General features: G+C 64.1%; 29 protein-coding genes. 4 read left to right on the top strand and 25 right to left on the bottom strand.

Annotated elements, in window-relative coordinates; genetic code table 11:
• Positions 1-124 precede the first annotated feature (124 nt).
• On the bottom strand, positions 125-430 hold the full coding sequence (locus tag D3877_RS18335; protein WP_119832115.1) for a hypothetical protein: 306 nt from the start codon (positions 428-430) through the stop codon (positions 125-127).
• Here D3877_RS18335 and D3877_RS18330 point away from each other — a divergent pair.
• Entirely contained in the window at positions 429-1,166 is a 738-nt protein-coding gene (locus tag D3877_RS18330) for an MlaA family lipoprotein (RefSeq protein WP_119832114.1), read from the top strand. The genes D3877_RS18335 and D3877_RS18330 overlap by 2 nt on opposite strands.
• Before the next feature lie 22 nt (positions 1,167-1,188).
• On the opposite strand, the gene D3877_RS18325 is transcribed toward D3877_RS18330, so the two are convergent.
• Positions 1,189-2,328, bottom strand: a complete 1,140-nt coding sequence (locus D3877_RS18325; RefSeq protein ID WP_119832113.1) for a carboxylate-amine ligase — start codon at positions 2,326-2,328, stop codon at positions 1,189-1,191.
• A gap of 4 nt (positions 2,329-2,332) precedes the next feature.
• Positions 2,333-3,118 (bottom strand): N-formylglutamate amidohydrolase, encoded by a 786-nt coding sequence (locus D3877_RS18320; protein WP_338014620.1) that lies wholly within the window; start codon positions 3,116-3,118, stop codon positions 2,333-2,335.
• A gap of 213 nt (positions 3,119-3,331) precedes the next feature.
• Here D3877_RS18320 and D3877_RS18315 point away from each other — a divergent pair, with 213 nt between their 5' ends.
• The 3 genes from D3877_RS18315 to D3877_RS18305 all read left to right on the top strand — a co-directional run bounded on the left by D3877_RS18315 (position 3,332) and on the right by D3877_RS18305 (position 5,922).
• On the top strand, positions 3,332-4,018 hold the full coding sequence (locus tag D3877_RS18315) for an MBT domain-containing protein (protein WP_119832111.1): 687 nt from the start codon (positions 3,332-3,334) through the stop codon (positions 4,016-4,018).
• A 113-nt stretch (positions 4,019-4,131) separates the two neighbouring features.
• A complete protein-coding gene (locus D3877_RS18310; RefSeq protein WP_119832110.1) occupies positions 4,132-5,040 on the top strand; it encodes a DMT family transporter in 909 nt (302 codons plus the stop codon).
• 114 nt (positions 5,041-5,154) lie between these two features.
• A complete protein-coding gene (locus D3877_RS18305) occupies positions 5,155-5,922 on the top strand; it encodes a FadR/GntR family transcriptional regulator (protein WP_119832109.1) in 768 nt (255 codons plus the stop codon).
• Positions 5,923-5,999: 77 nt separating this feature from the next.
• On the opposite strand, the gene D3877_RS18300 is transcribed toward D3877_RS18305, so the two are convergent.
• From D3877_RS18300 to rplC, 22 genes are all read right to left on the bottom strand, one after another.
• Positions 6,000-6,644, bottom strand: a complete 645-nt coding sequence (locus D3877_RS18300; RefSeq protein WP_119832108.1) for an adenylate kinase — start codon at positions 6,642-6,644, stop codon at positions 6,000-6,002.
• Positions 6,644-7,984 (bottom strand): preprotein translocase subunit SecY, encoded by a 1,341-nt coding sequence (secY, locus tag D3877_RS18295; protein WP_119832107.1) that lies wholly within the window; start codon positions 7,982-7,984, stop codon positions 6,644-6,646. Before secY ends, D3877_RS18300 begins: the two co-directional genes overlap by 1 nt.
• Positions 7,985-8,123: 139 nt before the next feature.
• Positions 8,124-8,609 (bottom strand): 50S ribosomal protein L15, encoded by a 486-nt coding sequence (gene rplO / locus D3877_RS18290; RefSeq protein ID WP_119832106.1) that lies wholly within the window; start codon positions 8,607-8,609, stop codon positions 8,124-8,126.
• A 4-nt stretch (positions 8,610-8,613) separates the two neighbouring features.
• Entirely contained in the window at positions 8,614-8,805 is a 192-nt protein-coding gene (rpmD, locus tag D3877_RS18285) for a 50S ribosomal protein L30 (protein ID WP_119832105.1), read from the bottom strand.
• A gap of 2 nt (positions 8,806-8,807) precedes the next feature.
• Positions 8,808-9,377: a 30S ribosomal protein S5 gene (rpsE, locus tag D3877_RS18280; protein ID WP_119832104.1), complete on the bottom strand. Its 570-nt coding sequence runs from the start codon at positions 9,375-9,377 to the stop codon at positions 8,808-8,810.
• A 12-nt stretch (positions 9,378-9,389) separates the two neighbouring features.
• Positions 9,390-9,752: a 50S ribosomal protein L18 gene (gene rplR, locus D3877_RS18275; protein WP_119832103.1), complete on the bottom strand. Its 363-nt coding sequence runs from the start codon at positions 9,750-9,752 to the stop codon at positions 9,390-9,392.
• Positions 9,753-9,757: 5 nt separating this feature from the next.
• A complete protein-coding gene (rplF, locus tag D3877_RS18270) occupies positions 9,758-10,291 on the bottom strand; it encodes a 50S ribosomal protein L6 (protein ID WP_119832102.1) in 534 nt (177 codons plus the stop codon).
• A 12-nt stretch (positions 10,292-10,303) separates the two neighbouring features.
• Positions 10,304-10,702, bottom strand: coding sequence for a 30S ribosomal protein S8 (gene rpsH, locus D3877_RS18265; protein WP_119832101.1), 399 nt, complete (start codon positions 10,700-10,702; stop codon positions 10,304-10,306).
• Positions 10,703-10,714: 12 nt separating this feature from the next.
• On the bottom strand, positions 10,715-11,020 hold the full coding sequence (rpsN, locus tag D3877_RS18260) for a 30S ribosomal protein S14 (RefSeq protein WP_119832100.1): 306 nt from the start codon (positions 11,018-11,020) through the stop codon (positions 10,715-10,717).
• Between the two features lie 15 nt (positions 11,021-11,035).
• Positions 11,036-11,578: a 50S ribosomal protein L5 gene (rplE, locus tag D3877_RS18255; RefSeq protein ID WP_119832099.1), complete on the bottom strand. Its 543-nt coding sequence runs from the start codon at positions 11,576-11,578 to the stop codon at positions 11,036-11,038.
• A gap of 10 nt (positions 11,579-11,588) precedes the next feature.
• Positions 11,589-11,906 carry a 50S ribosomal protein L24 gene (gene rplX, locus D3877_RS18250; protein WP_119832098.1) on the bottom strand — a complete coding sequence of 106 codons (318 nt, stop codon included), beginning with the start codon at positions 11,904-11,906 and terminating at the stop codon, positions 11,589-11,591.
• The gene (gene rplN / locus D3877_RS18245; protein WP_119832097.1) at positions 11,906-12,274 is read right to left on the bottom strand and encodes a 50S ribosomal protein L14; all 369 of its coding nucleotides are present in this window, start codon (positions 12,272-12,274) and stop codon (positions 11,906-11,908) included. The genes rplX and rplN overlap by 1 nt, the downstream gene beginning before the upstream one ends.
• 20 nt (positions 12,275-12,294) lie before the next feature.
• Positions 12,295-12,549, bottom strand: coding sequence for a 30S ribosomal protein S17 (gene rpsQ, locus D3877_RS18240; RefSeq protein ID WP_119832096.1), 255 nt, complete (start codon positions 12,547-12,549; stop codon positions 12,295-12,297).
• A gap of 11 nt (positions 12,550-12,560) precedes the next feature.
• On the bottom strand, positions 12,561-12,767 hold the full coding sequence (gene rpmC / locus D3877_RS18235) for a 50S ribosomal protein L29 (RefSeq protein WP_119832095.1): 207 nt from the start codon (positions 12,765-12,767) through the stop codon (positions 12,561-12,563).
• Positions 12,764-13,195 (bottom strand): 50S ribosomal protein L16, encoded by a 432-nt coding sequence (gene rplP, locus D3877_RS18230; protein ID WP_119832094.1) that lies wholly within the window; start codon positions 13,193-13,195, stop codon positions 12,764-12,766. The genes rpmC and rplP overlap by 4 nt, the downstream gene beginning before the upstream one ends.
• Before the next feature lie 12 nt (positions 13,196-13,207).
• Positions 13,208-13,957 carry a 30S ribosomal protein S3 gene (gene rpsC, locus D3877_RS18225; RefSeq protein WP_119832093.1) on the bottom strand — a complete coding sequence of 250 codons (750 nt, stop codon included), beginning with the start codon at positions 13,955-13,957 and terminating at the stop codon, positions 13,208-13,210.
• A 1-nt stretch (position 13,958) separates the two neighbouring features.
• Positions 13,959-14,354, bottom strand: coding sequence for a 50S ribosomal protein L22 (rplV, locus tag D3877_RS18220; protein WP_119832092.1), 396 nt, complete (start codon positions 14,352-14,354; stop codon positions 13,959-13,961).
• 3 nt (positions 14,355-14,357) lie between these two features.
• Positions 14,358-14,636 (bottom strand): 30S ribosomal protein S19, encoded by a 279-nt coding sequence (rpsS, locus tag D3877_RS18215; protein WP_119832091.1) that lies wholly within the window; start codon positions 14,634-14,636, stop codon positions 14,358-14,360.
• Positions 14,637-14,648: 12 nt separating this feature from the next.
• Positions 14,649-15,476 (bottom strand): 50S ribosomal protein L2, encoded by an 828-nt coding sequence (gene rplB, locus D3877_RS18210; RefSeq protein ID WP_119832090.1) that lies wholly within the window; start codon positions 15,474-15,476, stop codon positions 14,649-14,651.
• A gap of 16 nt (positions 15,477-15,492) precedes the next feature.
• Positions 15,493-15,810, bottom strand: a complete 318-nt coding sequence (locus D3877_RS18205; RefSeq protein WP_119832089.1) for a 50S ribosomal protein L23 — start codon at positions 15,808-15,810, stop codon at positions 15,493-15,495.
• Positions 15,807-16,427, bottom strand: coding sequence for a 50S ribosomal protein L4 (rplD, locus tag D3877_RS18200; RefSeq protein WP_119832540.1), 621 nt, complete (start codon positions 16,425-16,427; stop codon positions 15,807-15,809). Before rplD ends, D3877_RS18205 begins: the two co-directional genes overlap by 4 nt.
• A gap of 5 nt (positions 16,428-16,432) precedes the next feature.
• The gene (gene rplC, locus D3877_RS18195; RefSeq protein ID WP_119832088.1) at positions 16,433-17,146 is read right to left on the bottom strand and encodes a 50S ribosomal protein L3; all 714 of its coding nucleotides are present in this window, start codon (positions 17,144-17,146) and stop codon (positions 16,433-16,435) included.
• Positions 17,147-17,177 lie beyond the last annotated feature (31 nt).

Genomic DNA, 17,177 nt, shown 5'->3' with positions numbered 1-17,177 from the left:
AGCCGGAGGACAGGGTTGCGCGCCCAATCAAGCGCCGGACCACAATTGACAGACGGCGGCGCAAGACCCACATTCGGGGACAGGCGGACAGGGAATGCAACTCCCTGCCCGCCCGACCCGATCCTTAGCGGTTCAGAAGATCAAGGCACGCCTTGATGATCTGCAACAGCAGGATCAGGAGAGTGAGGATTTTGCTCATCCCGCATTCTCCCTTGTGAGCGGCGGGGGCGGCGGCCAGCCCGTCACCCCGTCCGCACAGCATCCCCTTACACCGCCCCATTTGATTGCAAAAGCATGCAATTGCGTGGATCGCCCGGTTGAAAGCGACGGCGGCGCCGTTTCGCCGCAGCCCAGCGCTGTTAAATCGCAAAATATCTAATGTATGGTGGTCGCGTCGCCTTCGGGCCTGCACGATCAAAAGGATCACCATGCGCGCGGCTTCTCTGGCTCTCGCCCTGTTCCTGGCCTGCGCGCCCTCCGTCGGCCACGCGGCGGAGGATCCGTTGGAATCCTTCAACCGACCGATGTTCGCCTTCAACAAGGGGCTGGTCGATTGGGTCATCAACCCGGTGGTCAATCATGTCGGCCCGTGGGTTCCCGGTCCGGTGAAAACAGGTCTGAGCAACGCCTACGCCAATTTGACCGAGATCGAGATGATTCTCGACAACGCTCTCCAAGGCAAGGCGACCAACACGGCGGTGTCGGCGACGCGCTTCGCCGTCAACTCCACCGTCGGCATCGGCGGCCTGTTCGATCCCGCCACCGCCATCGGGTTGACCCGGCGTGAGGCGAATTACGGCGCGTCGCTGTGCAAGACCGGCCTGCGCCCCGGCTCCTACCTTGTGCTGCCCTTTGTCGGGCCGACCAACACGGTGGGCGCGGTCGCGCTGACCGTCGGCGTCGCGGCGGAGGTCTACGCGCTGAGCTTCATCTCCACCACGCTGGCGACGGTGGATTTCCTGGTCATTGATCTGGGCGGTTCGGCCTCGGCCCTGCGCCACGCCAAGAATGTGCCGACGGCGGGCGAAGACCTCTACGCGGTCCAGCGCGCCGATTATCAGACCTATATTGAGCAAGGCTGCGGCGGCGCGACCGAGGCGGCGGCCAAACCCGGACCGCGCGTTCAGAACGCCCCCGCTCCTCAGTCCCCGCCCCCACAGGGATGACCCAACGCGCGACGACGGCCCGTCAGGCCGCGTCGCGCACCCCGACCATGGTTTCCTCGGCCAACCAATCCACCACCTTGTGCAGCGCCTCCCAGCCGGTGGCGCCGTTTTCCAGCGCCTCCTGATAGATCGCCACCTGCCGGTGAGCGCTGGTGCCGCGCGCCAGAATGTCGCGCGCCCGCTCCACCTCGGTGGTGCAGCCGAAATGCGCGGCGTCCTCGCGGGTCAAGTCGATGATCTCCTCCAGCAGATCGCTGTAAGGAACGATCCGGCCCTGACCGAAATCCACCAGCCCGCTGTCCAACCCATAGCGCTGGGCGCGCCAGCGGTTTTCCTCGATCAGCATGTTTTTGTAGGGCCGCCAGGTCACGTTGCGCAGCTTCAACCGCCACAGCATGCGCAGCAGGCAGCGGTACAGCGCCGCCACCGTCACCGCGTCGTCCAGCCTGGTGCAAATGTCGGTGATGCGCATTTCCAACGTGGGAAAGCGCGAGGAGGGGCGGATGTCCCACCACAGCTTGCTCGCGTCCTCAATCACGCCCGCGTTGACCAAGGCCCCGACATGGCTTTGATACTCGCCAAAGCTCTGGAAGCTGGCGGGCATGCCGGTGCGCGGCAACTCGTGCCAAACCGACAGCCGGTAAGACCGCCGCTCCATGTCCCGCCCGCGCCAGAAGGGGGAGGAGGTCGACAGCGCCAGCAAATGCGGCAGGAAATAGCGCACCTGATTCATCAAATCGATGCGGAGGTCGTCGTCCTCGATGCCGATGTGGACGTGCATGCCGCAGATCATCAACCGCCGCGCCGGGGCGCCGAGGTCGCGCGCCAGCATGTTGTAGCGGTCCCGGTTGGTGTGCTTCTGCGGCTCCCACGCGGCGAAGGGGTGGGTCGAGGCGGCGATGGGGGCCAAACCATGCTGATCGGCCACCCCGGCGACAAGGGATCGCAAGCCCGCCAACTCGTCCCGCGCCTGCGCCAAGCTCGTGCAGACCGGCGTTCCAACCTCAATCTGGCAACGCAGGAATTCGGGATGGATGCGGCCCGGAGCCTGAGCCTGACAGGCCTCCAGCATTTCCTCCGGCGGGCTGGGCACGATGTCGCGCGTGGCGCGGTCCACCAGCAGATACTCTTCTTCCAGCCCCAGGGTGAAGGACGGTTCCATGCGCTCAGACCCGTGGATAATGGTGGATGGTCGCCAGATCGGGCGCGGTCAGCAAATGTTCCAGCGCGTCGCCCAGAACCTGCGCCCACAGCGCGACGCCAGCGTCGTCGTCAATCAGATCCTGCCGGACCTCCAACAGCGCGTTGGGGTAGCCCGCCGGAGTCGCGTGGGTTTCCACCGTGCCGCCGGTGGTGTCGCGCCCGGAATAGGGTTCATTGTCGCCCACGCGCCACCGCCCATCGGCCCGCAGCGCGTTGAGCAAGGGGATCGGCAAGCGCGGGTCGCGGTCCCACAACACCCCGATGTGCCAGGGCCGAGGCACGCCCCGCATCTCTGGAGTGAAGCTGTGGACCGACAGCAAAATCGGGACCTGCCCACCCGCGCGGACGCGCGCGACCTCCCGCGCCACAGCCTCTTGATAAGGACGGAACAGCGTCTCCACCCGCTGCGCCTGCGCGGCGGCGTCCAGCGCCCGGTTGCCCGGAATCACCACCCCGTCGCTGATGACGGGAATGGCGGTCGGATCCTCCAAATCGCGGTTCGGGTCGATGACGAGCCGGGAATAGCCCGACAGCACCGCCGTCGCCGAAAAGCGTTCCGCCAAGCGCCGAGTCAGGGCGGCGGCGCCGATGTCATAGGCGATGTGACGGCCCAGTTGCTCCTCTGGCAAACCGAGATTTCCCAAGCTCTGCGGGATCGCCCGCGACGCATGGTCGCAGACCAGCAGCAGCGCCCCACGCGCGTCCGGATGCAGCACCGTCACCGGCGGCGGATCATCCGGACCAAGCAAGGGAGGAAGCCCGCCGCGCGCGGGAGCGGGCGCGGTGACAGGGCGGGTGTGCGCGGCAGGCCCATGCCCGCCATCAGAGGAGGAGGAGGTCATCCAACCACAGTAACCCAAGCGATCAATCGGGTGAAGGCGCAGACAACGGCGTTGGGCGTCCTTGGCTGACCGTTTGATAAACTGATAAGATCGGAGTCCAACGTCGCCGGAGTCTGTTTGATGGTTCGCCTGCTGTCCTTGTGCCTGGGTCTGGTCGCGCTGCTGAGCGCTTGCGGTCCGATCTACGAAACCCAATACAGCATGATTCCGCCGACGACGAGCCAAGGGCGGCTCTGCGTGTCCCAATGCCAGCAGGAGCGCAGCCTGTGCCGTCAAACCTGCTCAATGAGCGAACAGGCGTGCCGCGCCGACGCCCGCAGCCGCGCCGCCTACGAGTATGAATCCTACGTGCGCCGCCAAAGCGCTGAAAAGAAACCGATCAAAAAATCGGTCAGCGATTTCGAAAACTCCTATGGGTGCAGCAGCAACAGCTGCCATGACCGTTGCGAGGCCAATTACCGCGATTGCTTCGGCGGCCTGTGCGGCGGACAGGTGATCGCCAACCGGGTCTGCACAATGTTCTGCGACCAGCAAGGCGCGGCGGCCCCGAGCCAAGCGCCGATGATGAGTTCGCAAAGCACAGTGCCGCTGTCGGCCCCCACCGCCCCCCTGCAATCCGCGCCCGTCGGCAACGACCGTTCGCTCTGCGTGCGCGGCATGCGGGTCGAGGTGCAATGGAAGGGCGATTGGTACCCCGCCACCGTCACCGGCGCCGCCCGCTCCGATGGCCGTTGCCCGGTCCATTACGAGGATTACGGCAGCGAGGACGATGAAGCCGTCTCCTTGAAGCGCATCCGCCCGCGCTGACCGCCAACGCCCCACCCCGGTCTCTCGCCGTTTGCCGGGAGCGGACGGCGCGCACGGCAGCCATGACGCGCCCCCGTCTGGCACGGTCGGGGCGCTCTGGCTATAAGCGAAGGATGACCGATTCCCGCGTCCTCCCAGCCCTTCACACGCCGCACGCGCAGCGCCTCGCTTTGATCGCGCTGCTGGCTGGCGCGTTGAGCATTGCCTTCGCGCCAATCTTCGTGCGCCTGTCCGACGTTGGTCCGGTCGCCATCGCCTTCTGGCGAGTCGCCTTGTCCGCCCCCGTGCTGGCTCTGTGGATGAGACTGGAGCCGAAGGGCGGGCGCAGCCGCGCGCCCAGCACGCCGCGCGACTTCGCCCGGCTGACCCTGGCCGGTCTTTGCTTCGCCGGGGATTTGGTGATCTGGCACATCTCCATCGGCTACACCTCGGTCGCCAACGCGACGCTGCTGGCCAATTTCGCCCCGCTGTTCGTCGCTCCCGTCGCCTGGTTCCTGTTCAAGGAGCGCTTCACCAGCCGATTCGTCGTCGGCATGATTCTGGCGTTGGCGGGCGCGTTGATCCTGATGGGCGAAAGCTTTCGGCTGAGCGCCGACCATCTGTTCGGCGACGCGCTGGGCTTGCTGACGGCCGTCTTCTATGGCGGCTACATCCTGTCGGTCGGCCATCTGCGGTCCGAGTTTTCCACCGCCACCATCATGACCTGGAGCGGCGGCATCACCGCCGTCATCCTGTTGCCTTTGGCGCTCGTGTCCGGCCAACCGCTGTTTCCGGCCAACTCTGACGGCTGGTTGGTGCTGGCCGGGTTGGCCCTGTTCAGCCACGCCGGGGGCCAGAGCCTGATCGCCTACGCGCTGGCGCATCTGCCCGCCTCCTTCTCCTCGGTCAGCCTGCTGTTGCAGCCCGCCGCCGCCGCGATTCTCGCTTGGCTGCTGCTGAACGAGCCGTTGGGGGCCTTGCAAGCGGCGGGCGCGGCTGTGATTCTGGTGGGCATTCTGCTGGCCCGACGCGGCAGCCGCTGACAATCCATCCACCGTCGGCCCGCGTTCTGTGCTTGACTGGTTCGCTCGTTGACCTGCGCCGTCGCGCCCGCTACGGCTATGACTTACCGCTTATGGAAAAAGGGGGTTATCCTCGTGCCCGCCACCGACGACAGCGCTCACGGCTCCTCCTCCCCGCGCATCTCGGAATGGGTGGCGCAACAGTTGCTCGACCGCATTTCACGCGGCGAGTTGGTGCCGGGACAGCGCTTGCCCGGTGAACGGCAATTGGCCGAACAACTCCATGTCAGCCGAGTGTCCGTGCGCGCCGCGCTGCAAAAGCTCAAGACCCAAGGCTTCCTGACCGCCGTCCAGGGCGGCGGCACCCGAGTCGTTTCGTCCACAGGGATGATGGATGGCGCGCTGACCGCCATGGTGCGCGGCAAGCACGACAATCTTTGCGATCTGGTGGAGATCCGCATGGCGTTGGAAGGCTGGGCCGCCCGCCGCGCCGCCGAACACGCCACGCCCGAGCAAATCGCCAACATCGGCCGCATTCTGGCGGCGATGAGCCAGACCGGCGGCGACGGCAACCGCGCCGCCGACGACATGGATTTCCATCTGTCGGTCGCCCAGGCGTCGGGCAGCCCGGTCTATCTGCATCTGCTCTCCACCATCCGAGACATCCTCGGCAACATGGTGGAGTTGAACCACACCGAACCCTACATGGAAAACCACGAGGCGTTGATGATCGACCATCACCGCGCCATCTACGACGCCATCGCCCGCCGCGACGCCGACGCCGCCGCCAACGCCGTCACCGCCCATCTGGGCTGGGTTCTGGCCCGTTACCACGCCATGAACGCGACGCCGGGCAACGCGCCGACGGAAACCGCGCCACCGCCCTCCCCCACCGCCGACTGACCCCAGTCACCAAACAAAAAGACCGCAGCCTCTCGCCGGAGGCTGCGGTCTTTTGCATTCCCGATTCGGGCGAAGCCTCAGGCGAGGATCGCTTCGATCTGGCGAGTCACTTCGTCGATGTCGGCCATGCCGTCCACCGCCTTCAGCACGCCATGATCCTGGTAATAGGGCAGGATCGGCGCGGTCTGCTGGTGGTATTGCGACAAACGAGTCGTCACTGTTTCGGCGTTGTCGTCGGCCCGGCGCTTGAACTCCGTGCCTCCGCAGGAGTCGCAGACTCCCTCGACCTTAGGCTTCTCGAAGAGGTCGTGATAGCCCTTGCCGCATTTGGCGCAGGTGTAACGACCCGTCACACGCTCGACCAGAACCTCATCCACCACCCGCATTTCGATGACGTGGTGGAGCTTCAGCCCCTTGTCCGCCAGCATCGCGTCCAACGACTCGGCTTGAGCCACCGTGCGCGGGAAGCCGTCGAGAATGAAGCCATTGGCGACGTCGGGCTTGGAAATCCGCTCGCCAATGATCTCGACCATCAGTTCGTCGGGCATCAGCTTGCCCGCCGCCATGATCTCTTTGGCCTGCTGACCGAGCGGACCGCCTTCGGCGACCATCGCGCGGAGCATGTCGCCGGTGGACAGCTGGACAAGCCCCCGCGTGTCCTCCAACCGACGCGCCTGCGTCCCCTTCCCGGCGCCCGGCGGCCCGAGCAGTATGAGGTTCATTACCTTCTCCCCCGAAGCTTTGATTTCTTAATCAATCCCTCATACTGGTGGGCCAGCAGGTGGGAATGAATCTGCGCAACCGTGTCCATCGTCACGGTGACGACGATCAGCAGGCTGGTGCCGCCAAAATAGAACGGAACCGAGTGCTGGGAAATCAAGATTTCGGGCAGGAGACAAACCGTCACAAGGTAGGCCGAACCGATCACCGTCAGGCGGCTCAGCACATAGTCGATGTGATCGGCGGTGTTCTTGCCGGGACGGATGCCGGGGATGAAGCCGCCATACTTGCGGAGGTTGTCCGCCGTCTCGCCGGGGTTGAACACAATGGCCGTGTAGAAGAAGCAGAAGAACACGATCATCGCCGCGTACATCGCCATGTACAGCGGGGTGCCGTGCGCCAGATAAAGCGACACCGCCTGAAGCCATTCCGGCCCCTCGCCACCAGCGAAGCCGACGGCGGTCAAGGGCAGCAGCAGCAGCGACGACGCGAAGATCGGCGGGATGACGCCAGCGGTGTTCAGCTTCAACGGCAGGTGCGAGGCTTCGCCGCCGAACACCCGGTTGCCCACCTGTCGCTTGGGATACTGCACCAGCAAACGGCGCTGGGCACGCTCCATGAAGACGATGAAGAACACCACGCCAACCGACATCACCAGCATGAGGATGATGAACAGCGTGGACAGAGCGCCTTGGCGCCCCAATTCCAGCGTGTTGACCAGCGCGCGCGGCAGTTCCGCGACGATGCCGGCGAAGATGATGAGCGACGTGCCGTTGCCGATGCCGCGCGCGGTGATCTGCTCACCCAGCCACATCAGGAACATGGTGCCGCCGACCAGCGTGATGACCGTGGCGATGCGGAAGAACAGGCCGGGGTCGATGACCGCCGCGCCCGACGACCCGCGCATCGCCTCAAGACCGACGGCCAAGCCGTAAGCCTGCACCGTGGCGAGGGCCACCGTGCCGAATCGGGTGTATTGGTTGAGCTTTTTCCGCCCCGCCTCGCCTTCCTTCTTCATCGCTTCCATCTGCGGCGACACGGCGCTCAAGAGCTGCACGATGATCGACGCCGAGATGTACGGCATGATGTTCAGGGCGAAGATGGTCATGCGGTGCAAAGCGCCACCGGCCAGCATGTCGAACATGCCGAGGATGCCGCTTCCCTGCTGCTTGAACACATCTTGCAGGATGAGCGGATCGATCCCGGGAATCGGGATGTAGGTGCCCAACCGATAGACGATCAGAGCCGCCAAGGTGAACCAAATCCGCTGTTTCAGCTCGGTCGCCTTGGAAAACGCCCCGAAATTGATGTTGGCGGCAAGCTGCTCGGCCGCTGATGCCATGGTCCGATCCCTGTCCCGTAAGTGCGAGCCTATAAGTGCAAATGGGGCGGTCCTGCGTGGTGCAGGCCGCCCCATAGCGACTACGCTTCTTGTAGTGCCGAAAACGGCGCTGTGCAAGCACAGCGCCGTCTGGTCACTTTCACTCGGCGGCTTCGTCGGCGGCTTCGGTCAGCGTGACGCTGCCCCCCACCTTCTCAACCGCTTCGATGGCCGACTTGGACGCGCCCGCCACCGTGAAGGACACCTTCACGGTCAGCTCGCCCTTGCCCAGCAGACGGATGCCGTCCTTCTTCACCCGACCCGTCACGCCAGCCGCCTGGAGGGCGGCGGCGTCGATGGTCTCACCGGCGTTGAGCTTGCCGGAGTCAATGGCCTTCTGGATGTGCCCCAGATTGACCACCGAGTATTCCTTGGCGAAGATGTTGCGGAAGCCGCGCTTCGGCAGACGACGGTGCAGAGGCATCTGCCCGCCTTCAAAGCCGTTGATCGCCACGCCGGTGCGCGAGGTTTGACCCTTCACGCCACGGCCAGCGGTCTTGCCCTTGCCCGAACCGATGCCGCGACCGACGCGCATGCGCGCCTTGCGGGCACCGGCGTTGTCACGCAGGTCGTTGAGCTTTGTCATCACATCAGCCCTCGTTCTCGACGCGGACCAAGTGCGCGACCTTGGCGATCATGCCCCGCACGGCCGGAGTGTCCTCCAGTTCACGGGTCCGGTTCAGCTTGTTGAGACCCAGGCCGACCAGCGTTTCGCGCTGATCGTGCTTACGCCCGATCGGGCTGCCGGTCTGGGTGACGACGACGGTCTTTTTCTCGGTCATGATCAGGCCTCCTGACCAGCGCCAGCCTCACGACGGCCGAGGATGTCGCTGACGCGACGGCCACGGCGCGCCGCGACCGAGCGCGGGCTGGTGACTTGAGCAAGAGCGTCGAAAGTCGCCTTGATCATGTTGTGCGGGTTCGACGTGCCGATCGACTTGGTCACGACGTCCTGGACGCCGAGAGCCTCGAAGATCGCGCGCATCGGACCACCGGCGATGATGCCGGTGCCCGCCGGAGCGGCGCGCAGCACGACCTTGCCAGCCCCAAAGTGGCCGTTCGAGTCATGATGCAGCGTGCGGCCTTCGCGCAGCGGAACGCGGATCATGGTGCGTTTCGCCTGCTCGGTCGCCTTGCGGATCGCTTCCGGCACTTCACGGGCCTTGCCCGATCCGACGCCGACGCGACCCTTGCCGTCACCAACCACGACCAGAGCGGCGAAGCCGAAGCGACGGCCACCCTTCACCACCTTGGCGACGCGGTTGATCCCGACGAGCTTTTCAATCAGCTCGCTTTCTTCCCGATCGCGCGGCTGCCGATCGCGGTTGTCCCGACCGCCTTGTTCACGTGCCATATCCGGGCCTCCTTAGAACGACAGCCCGCCCTCGCGGGCGGCGTCGGCCAGGGCCTTGACCCGGCCATGGTAAATATAGCCGCCGCGATCAAACACGACCTCGGAGACGCCCGCCGCCTTCGCACGTTCGGCGATCAGAACGCCGATGCGCTTGGCCGCTTCGACGTTGCCGCCGTGCTTGAGCTGCTCGCGCAGCTCCTTTTCGAGCGACGACGCCGAGGCAAGGGTCTTGCCGTTGGCGTCGTCGATGATCTGGGCGTAGATGTGCAGATTCGACCGGAAGACGGAGAGGCGAACACGCCCGCCGGCCTTCTTGGCAATCTGCGCGCGAACGCGCTGCTTGCGACGCTCGTTGAGTTGCTTTGGCTTCAGCATGGCGGTTACTTCTTCTTACCTTCCTTGCGCAGGACGGTCTCGGTGTCGTACTTGATGCCCTTGCCCTTGTAAGGCTCGGGCTTCTTCCAGCCACGGATTTCCGCAGCCACCTGACCAACCTTGTGCTTGTCGTAACCCGACACCGAGATCGCGGTCGGCTTGTCGCACTTGATGGCGATGCCTTCCGGGATCGGGTACTTCACGTCGTGCGAGAAGCCGAGCTGCATGACCAGCTCCTTGCCCTGCACGGCCGCGCGATAACCGACGCCGTTGATCTCGAGGTTGATCGTGAAGCCTGCGCTCACGCCCGTGACCATGTTGTTGATCAGCGTGCGCGAGGTGGCCCACATGGTGCGGGCACGCTTGCTGTCGTTTGCCGGCTTCACCACGACCTTGCCGTCTTCCAGCGAGGCCGTAATGTCGTCGATCAGGGTCAGGCTGAGCGAACCCAGCTTGCCTTTGGCCGTCACCAACTGGCCGTTGACGTTCACGTCAACGCCAGCGGGGACCGGCACAGGATGCTTGCCAATGCGCGACATCGCGAATCCCCCTTAGAATACGCGGCAGAGGACTTCGCCGCCAACATTGGCGGCGCGGGCCTCGTTGTCCGACATGACGCCACGCGGAGTCGACAGGATCGACAGACCCAACCCGTTGAACACACGGGGCAGATCGGAGATCTTCGAATACACGCGACGGCCGGGCTTCGACACACGGGCGATCTGCTTAATGACAGCCTCGCCTTCGTGGTACTTCAGCTCGATCTTCAGGTTCTTCACGCCGGGGCGCAGGGTCTCTTCCGAGAACCCGCGAATGAACCCTTCGCGCTTCAGGACTTCCAAAACGTTGGTGCGCAGCTTTGACGCCGGGCTAACCACAACGGACATGCGGGCGTGCTGACCATTGCGGATGCGGGTCAGCATATCGCCGAGCGGATCGCTCAAAGACATCGTCGGCCCCCCTTACCAGCTCGACTTCGTCATGCCCGGAATCTGGCCCGTCGAGGCCAGTTCGCGAAGCATGACACGACACAGCTTGAACTTCCGATAGAACGCCCGGGGACGCCCGGTCAGTTCACAACGGTTGCGCACGCGCGTCTTGGAAGAATTGCGCGGCAGCTCGGCCAGCTTGAGGCGGGCGGCAAACTGCTCTTCGGGAGGGAGCGAACGGTCGCTGGCGATGGCCTTCAGCTTGGCGCGCTTGGGCGCGTACTGCTTGGCCAGCTGGGCGCGACGCTTGTTCTTTTCGATGGAACTGGTCTTAGCCATGGTCGTGCTCCAGCCTCAGCTCACGAACGGCATGTCGAAACCCTTAAGGAGAGCCTTGGCTTCCTTATCGGTTTTCGCCGAGGTGACGATGATGATGTCCATTCCACGGATTTGATCGATCTTGTCGTAATCGATTTCCGGGAAAATGATCTGCTCCTTGACGCCCATGGCATAGTTGCCACGACCATCGAAGCTCTTGCCCGAGATGCCGCGAAAATCGCGGACGCGCGGCAAGGCGATCGTCACCAGGCGGTCCAGGAACTCGTACATGCGATCACGGCGGAGCGTGACCTTGCAGCCAATCGCCATGCCTTCGCGCAGCTTGAACTGGGCGATCGACTTGGACGACTTGGTCACAACCGGCTTTTGGCCGGAAATGGCGGTCAGTTCGGCGACGGCCAACTGGATCTTCTTGGAGTCGGCGACAGCCTCGCCGACACCCATGTTGATGACGATCTTCTCGATGCGCGGCACTTCGAAATCGTTCGAGTAGTTGAACTCGGACTTCAGCGAAGCGCGGATCTTGGAGTCGTAAACGTCTTTGAGACGTGCGGTCATGCCCGGGTCCTCACAGGTCAATGACTTCGCCGGACCGCTTGGCGACACGCACCTTGCGGCCATCCTCAAGAACCTTGAAGCCAACGCGAGTCGGCTTCCCGTCTTTCGGATCGATGTGAGCGAGGTTCGATGCCTGGATCGGCGCTTCGAACTCGACAATGCCACCCTGCGACTTCGCGCTGGCGCGCTGGTGTTTCTTCACCAGGTTCACGCCCTGCACGACGACGCGGCCCTCCTTGGGGAGGACCTTGATGACTTCGCCGGTCTTGCCCTTGTCACGGCCGGTCAGAACGACGACCTTGTCCTTGGTCTTGATCTTCGCGGCCATCACAGCACCTCCGGCGCCAGCGAGATGATCTTCATGAACTTCTTGCCGCGCAGCTCACGAGTGACTGGCCCGAAAATACGGGTGCCGATCGGCTCGCCTTGCTTGTTGATGAGCACGGCAGCGTTCCGGTCGAAACGGATCGCGGATCCGTCCTCCCGACGCAGTTCCTTCGCGGTGCGGACGATGACGGCACGATGCACGTCGCCCTTCTTGACGCGTCCCTTCGGAATGGCTTCCTTGACCGACACGACGATGACGTCGCCGACAGAGGCCACCTTCCGCTTGGACCCGCCAAGCACTTTGATGCACTGCACCCGGCGCGCCCCACTGTTGTCGGCGACTTCCAGGTTGGTTTGCATCTGGATCATGGTTTACGACCTTTCGGTTGTCACGCGGCGCCGTTGTCGGCGACCGCCTCAGTCACGACCGCCCAACGCTTGCGCTTGGAGATCGGACGGCATTCGATGATCGAGACCGCATCGCCGACCTTGAAGAGGTTGCCCTCGTCGTGGGCGGCGTACTTCTTCGACTGACGAATGAACTTCTTGTACACGGGGTGCATAACACGGCGTTCGACGAGAACCGTAACGGTCTTGTCGCCCTTGTCACTGACCACCGTGCCCTGCATAACGCGGCGAGGCATGGATTATCCCCTTACTTGCCGGCTTCGGCGGAGCGGGCACGCTCGCCGATGATGGTCTTGATGCGGGCGATGTCGCGACGCACCACGTTCACCCGCGCGGTGTTTTCCAGCTGGCCGGAAGCCTTCTGGAAACGCAGGTTGAACTGTTCCTTCTTGAGCTGGATGAGCTGGTCTTGCAGCTCATCGGCGCTCTTGGTCCGAATGTCTACGGCCTTCATGCCGCACCCTCCTCGACACCGCCGAGGCGGGTCACCAGCTTAACCTTGATCGGCAGCTTCGCAGCGGCCAAAGCGAAGGCGGTTTTTGCCACATCTGCGGGCACGCCGTCCAGCTCAAACAGAATGCGACCCGGCTTAACCCGCGCCGCCCAGTATTCCGGCGTACCCTTGCCGGAACCCATGCGGACTTCGGCGGGCTTCGTCGACACCGGCAGATCCGGGAAAATACGGATCCAGACGCGGCCTTGGCGCTTCATCGCGCGGGTGATCGCGCGGCGAGCCGCTTCGATCTGCCGCGCCGTGATGCGCTCCGGCTCCAGGGCCTTCAGGCCGAACGAACCGAAGTTCAGATCGGTGCCGCCCTTGGCGTTGCCGTGAATGCGGCCCTTGTGGGCCTTGCGGTATTTCGTGCGCTTGGGAGAAAGCATCGCTCGGCCCCTTTACTCGCGTTCGGAGCGCTCGGAGCGCTCACGACGGTCGCGGCGATCACGGTGATCGCGGCGCGGCTCGCCATCGGTGGGCACCAGCTCATTGCCCATGCGCTTGTCCTGCGCCATCGGGTCGTGAGCCATGACCTCGCCCTTGAACACCCACACCTTGACACCGCAGGTGCCGTAGGTGGTCTTGGCGGTGCCAACACCGTAATCGATGTCGGCGCGCAGGGTGTGCAACGGCACGCGGCCTTCGCGATACCATTCCATGCGGGCGATTTCCGCCCCGCCCAGACGACCGGAGCAGTTGATCCGGATGCCCTGGGCGCCGAGACGCATGGCGGACTGCACGGCGCGCTTCATGGCGCGACGGAAGGCCACACGGCGCTCGAGCTGGCTGGCGATGTTCTCGGCGATGAGGCGAGCGTCGATTTCCGGCTTGCGGATTTCGACGATGTTCAGGCTCACCTCGCTGCCGGTCATCTTCGACAGTTCAAGACGCAGCTTCTCGATGTCCGCGCCCTTCTTGCCGATCACCACGCCCGGACGAGCCGAGTGAATGGTGATGCGAGCCTTCTTGGCCGGACGCTCGATCACGACGCGCGACACGCCGGCCTGTTGCAAACGGCCCTGAAGATAGGCGCGCAGCTTCAGATCTTGGTGCAGCAGGTTGGCGTAGTCGCGCTTGGCGAACCAGCGGCTGTCCCAGGTCCGATTGATGCCGAGACGCAGCCCAATCGGGTTGATTTTCTGACCCATCTTATTCGGCCCCTTCGGCAACGGCAGCGTCGCGTTCGCGAACGATGATCGTCAGGTTGCTGAACAGCTTTTCAACCCGGGCGCCGCGACCGCGAGCACGGGCATGGAAGCGCTTCATCACCAGAGCGCGACCAACCGTCGCCGACGACACGTAAAGACGGTCGACGTCGAGCTGATGGTTGTTCTCGGCGTTCGCGATCGCCGCCTGAAGCACCTTCTTCACCTCGACCGCGATGCGGCGCTTGGAGAAGGTCAACTCGGCGACGGCGCGGCTGGCATCCATGTTGCGGATCAGCTGGGCGACGAGGTTGAGCTTGCGCGGGCTGGTGCGGATCATCGGATTGCGGGCCAGGGCCTCGTTCTCCGCGACCCGGCTGGGGTTGGCAGACTTGCCCATGGCTTACTTCCTCTTCGCCTTCTTGTCCGCCGCGTGACCGTAGAAGGTCCGAGTCGGAGCGAACTCGCCGAACTTATGACCGATCATGTGTTCGGTGATAATGACCGGCAGGAACTTGTGGCCGTTGTAGACGCCAAACGTCAAACCCACGAACTGCGGCAGGATGGTCGAGCGACGCGACCAGATCTTGATGATCTCGTTGCGACCCGAAGCCCGGCTCTTGTCCGCCTTCTTGAGCAGATAGCCGTCGACGAACGGGCCTTTCCAAACGGAGCGTGCCATCGTTCGACCCCCTTACTTCGAATGACGGCGGCGCAGGATCAGGCCATCCGTCTTTTTGTTGTGACGCGTCTTCTTGCCCTTGGTCGGCTTGCCCCACGGCGTGACCGGATGACGGCCACCCGACGTGCGACCTTCACCACCACCGTGCGGGTGGTCGATCGGGTTCATGGCGACGCCACGCACCGACGGACGAACGCCCAGCCAACGCTTGCGGCCAGCCTTGCCGAGGTTGGTGTTCATCTGGTCGGGGTTCGACACCGCGCCCAGAGTCGCCATGCACTCGCCACGCACAACACGCAGCTCGCCCGAGGGGAGCTTGAGCTGGGCGTAACCGCCATCGCGGCCAACGAGCTGGAGGTAGGTGCCCGCCGAACGCGCGACCTGACCGCCCTTGCCCGCTTTCAGCTCGACGTTGTGCACGATCGAGCCGACCGGGATGCTGCGCAGCGGCATCGCGTTGCCGGGCTTCACATCGACCTTCTCGCCCGAGATGACCGTGTCGCCAACCTTCAAACGCTGCGGCGCCAGGATGTAGGACAAGGTCCCGTCCTGGTACTTGATGAGCGCGATGAAGGCCGTGCGGTTCGGGTCATATTCCAACCGTTCAACGACGGCCGGAACATCGAACTTGCGGCGCTTGAAGTCCACCAGACGGTAGACGCGCTTGTGACCGCCACCAATCCGGCGCGCGGTGATGCGCCCGGTGTTGTTGCGGCCGCCGGACTTGGTCAGACCCTCAGTGAGAGCCTTGACCGGCTTGCCCTTCCACAGCTCCGAGCGGTCAACGATGACCAGCTGGCGGAGCGACGGAGTAATTGGGCGGTATTGCTTCAGAGCCATCGGATCACACTCCCGCTCAGATGCCCGTGGTCACGTCGATCTTATTACCCTCGGCGAGGGTAACGACGGCCTTCTTGAAGTCCGAACGACGGCCCATGATGCCGCGAAACCGCTTGGTCTTGCCCTTGGAAATCAGGGTGTTGACGGCAGTCACCTTGACGTTGAAGAGACCTTCAACGGCGGCTTTGATCTCCGGCTTCGACGCCGTGAGGGGCACACGGAAGACAACCTGGTTGTGCTCCGACACCATCGTCGACTTCTCGGTGATGACGGGAGCGAGGATCAGGTCGTACATCCGCTCCTGAGTCACCGAAGGTTTCGACTGCTTGCTCATTTCAGGCGAGCCTCCAGTTGCTCAACCGCGTTGCGGGTCAGGACCAGCGTGTCGCGGCGGAGAATGTCGTAGACGTTGGCGCCCTGCTCGGGCAGCACGTCGATCAGCGGGATGTTGCGCGACGCCTTGGCGAAATTCTCGTCCAGGTTCGAGCCATCGATGATCAACGCCGACTTCAGACCCAGGGTCGCCAGGCGAAGCGCCAGCTCCTTGGTCTTGTGGCTGTCGGCGGCGGCGCTGTCGAGAACGATCAGCTTGCCTTCGGCAACCTTGGCCGACAGGGCGGTCTTCAGGGCCAGCTTGCGGACCTTCTTGGTCAGGTCATGCTCGTGCGAACGAACGACCGGGCCGAAGATGGTCGCGCCGCCACGGAACTGCGGCGAGCGGATGGAACCCTGACGAGCGCGGCCGGTGCCCTTCTGCCCATAGGGCTTCTTGGTGGTGCCGCGAATCTCGCTGATGCCCTTGGTCTTATGGTTGCCGGAGCGGCGCTTGGCCAGCTGCCAGTTGACCATGCGAGCCAGAAGATCGGTGCGGTGCGGCAGGCCGAACACGGCCTCCGACAGCTCGATCTCGCCAACGGCTTCGTTGTTCAGATTCTTGATCGTGGCCTTCATGGCGCTCACTCCTGCGACTCGGCCGGGGCGTCAACCGCCGTCGGCGCAGCCTTGATGGCCGCCGGGAAGGGCAGGCCTTCCGGGGCCTTCTTCTTCACGGCGTCGCGGATGCGCAGCCAACCGCCTTCGGCGCCGGGGACGGCGCCCTTCAGCAGGATCAGGCCACGGGCCTCGTCAACCGACACGACCTGGAGGTTCAGGACCGTGACCCTCTCGTCACCGAGATGGCCGGCCATCTTCTTGTTCTTGAAGACCTTGCCGGGATCCTGACGGTTGCCCGTCGAACCGTGCGAGCGGTGCGACACCGACACGCCGTGCGTGGCGCGCAGACCACCGAAGTTCCACCGCTTCATCGCACCGGCAAAGCCCTTGCCGATGGAGGTGCCGGTGACGTCCACGAATTGCCCGGCGACGAAATGGGCGGCCGAGATCTCGGCGCCAACTTCGATCAGAGCATCGGCGTCAACGCGGAACTCGACCAGCTTGCGCTTGGGTTCCACGCGCGCCTTGGCGAAATGCCCACGCTCAGGCTTCGTGACGTTCTTCACCTTGATGGCGCCCGCGCCGAGCTGAACGGCGGTGTAGCCGTCCGTCTCTTCGGTGCGAACGGCGACGACCTGGCAGCTGTCGACTTTCAGCACAGTTACCGGAATGTGTTGACCGTCGTCGGTGAAGACGCGGGTCATTCCCAGCTTCTGCGCGATCAAACCGGATCGCATTGTTCTTTATCTCCTGACCAGGGACATCCGT

Origin of the sequence: Azospirillum cavernae (assembly GCF_003590795.1) — a bacterium.
GTDB classification, from domain to species: domain Bacteria; phylum Pseudomonadota; class Alphaproteobacteria; order Azospirillales; family Azospirillaceae; genus Azospirillum; species Azospirillum cavernae.
The sequence above is the reverse complement of the archived record's forward strand: the minus strand, read 5'-3'. Positions and strand labels throughout refer to the sequence as shown.